This is a genomic window from Streptomyces minutiscleroticus, from assembly GCF_014650875.1.
In the GTDB taxonomy this organism is placed as follows: domain Bacteria; phylum Actinomycetota; class Actinomycetes; order Streptomycetales; family Streptomycetaceae; genus Streptomyces; species Streptomyces minutiscleroticus.
On the sequence record NZ_BMVU01000176.1, the window covers coordinates 1 to 1803 of the forward strand.

Sequence of the window (1803 nt, forward strand, 5' to 3'; positions counted from 1 at the left end):
CGGGCCGGGAAGGGTGTCAGCCTTGGCGGCCGGGAAGCATGGCCAGGGCCTGGGAGCGCTGTGCGACGAGGTCGTCGTAGGTGCCGTCGCGCTCGGCCCAGCGGTGCGCGAGGACGCCCTGCACGAGGATCTCGTGGGGGGTGGGGTCCTGTGCGAGCAGGTGCATGACCTCGGTGGCGAAATCGTCGAGCGGCAGTGCGTGCGGGTTCACCTTCTCCTGGCCTGCCGTGGCGACGGCCGGGGGGACGAGCTCGACGACGCCGACGCCGGTGCCGTCGAGCTGCGCGCGCAGCGCCTCGGAGTAGGCGTGCACCGCGGCCTTCGAGGCGGCGTAGCCGGGCATGGGCGGGAAGGGCAGGAAGGCGATGCCGGAGGTGACGGTGACGAAGGTGCCGGCACCCCGCTGGATCAGGTGCGGGGTGAAGGCGTCGACGACCCGGATGGTGCCGAGCAGGTTGGTGTCGATCGTCGTTGCTGCCGCCTCGAAGTGCGCGGGGTCGCGCAGGTCCTCCAGGAGCATGACGCCAGACGTGATCACCACGGTGTCCAGCTCGGGGTACCGGGCGAGCACCGTGTCGCGGGCGGCTGCGACGGAGGCGCTGTCGGTGACGTCGACACTGACGGTGCCGAAGCCTTCTGCGGCGAGTTCCGCGAGCGCCTGCGGGCTGCGGCCGCCGACGGCCACGGTGCTGCCCGCCGCGGCGAACCGGCGGGCCAGCTCCCGCCCGATGCCCGAGGTGCCGCCGGCGACGAGAACGGTGCGGTCGGAGAGATCCACGAGATCTTCCCTTCGGTCCAGGGCGCCGCCGGCGTTCATGCCCACGGCGCAGACAGCGATGTACCTGTCTCCTGCGAGACGGTGTCACCGCAGTCTTGAGGGCATCCGCCGAACGCGGCAGGGCCCTCGTTTTCCCTGGCCCTGCCAGGGCCCCCTCTGGGACACGCGCACCGCATTACGGTGTCGGTATGAAGGACGAGGAATCCGGCAACCGGCTCGGCAGCTACCTCCGCGCCCGGCGTGAGCTGGTCTCCCCGGCGCAGGCGGGACTCCCACCCGGCGGCAACCGCCGCGTGCCCGGCCTGCGCCGTGAGGAGGTCGCCCTGCTCGCAGGCATCAGTCCCGACTACTACCTGCGCCTGGAACGGGGCCGCGACAAGAACCCCTCACCGCAGGTCCTGGCATCACTCGCGCGCGTGCTGCGGCTCGACGACGTCGAGCGGACGTATCTGCTCGGCCTCGCAGCCGCACGCCCCAGAGCGCCGCGCCGCAGGCGACCCGAGCACGTACCGGCGCGGGTGCACCAGCTCCTCGCCCATCTGCAGATCCCCGCGTTCGTCGAAGGACGCGCCTTCGACGTCCTGGCCTCCAACCCCATGGCCGTCGCGCTCTCCCCGCGCCTGCGGCCCGGCCACAACCGGCTTCGCTCGCTCCTCCTCGACCCCGAGGAACAGTCCTTCCACCAGGACTGGGCGATGGCCACCGCCGATTTCGTCGCCGCCCTTCGCACCACCATCGGGGACGACACGGACAACCCCCGCTTCGTCGAGCTCGTCGGAGAACTCGCCCTGTCCAGTCAGCGCTTCCGCACCCTGTGGGCCCGCCACGACGTCCGCGCCCTCGACGGCGGCACCACCACCGTCCACCACCCCGTCGTCGGTGAACTGCGTCTCCACCGGGACAAACTCCCCGTCGACGACGTCATCCTCGTCGTCTACTACCCCGACAAGGACAGCGACAGCGACGAGAAACTGCAGCTCCTCGCCGCACTCTCACACACCGAATCCGACGGCACAGCACACGAC

At 71.3% G+C, this 1803-nt stretch carries 2 protein-coding genes; one reads left to right on the forward strand and one right to left on the reverse strand.

Annotation, left to right across the window (positions count from 1 at the left end; all coding sequences use genetic code 11):
• Window positions 1-16 precede the first annotated feature (16 nt).
• Window positions 17-778: an SDR family oxidoreductase gene (locus IE271_RS40755; RefSeq protein WP_190195456.1), complete on the reverse strand. Its 762-nt coding sequence runs from the start codon at window positions 776-778 to the stop codon at window positions 17-19.
• A gap of 188 nt (window positions 779-966) precedes the next feature.
• Here IE271_RS40755 and IE271_RS40760 point away from each other — a divergent pair.
• A partial coding sequence (locus IE271_RS40760) for a helix-turn-helix transcriptional regulator (RefSeq protein ID WP_190195457.1) occupies window positions 967-1803 on the forward strand: 837 nt, incomplete at its 3' end.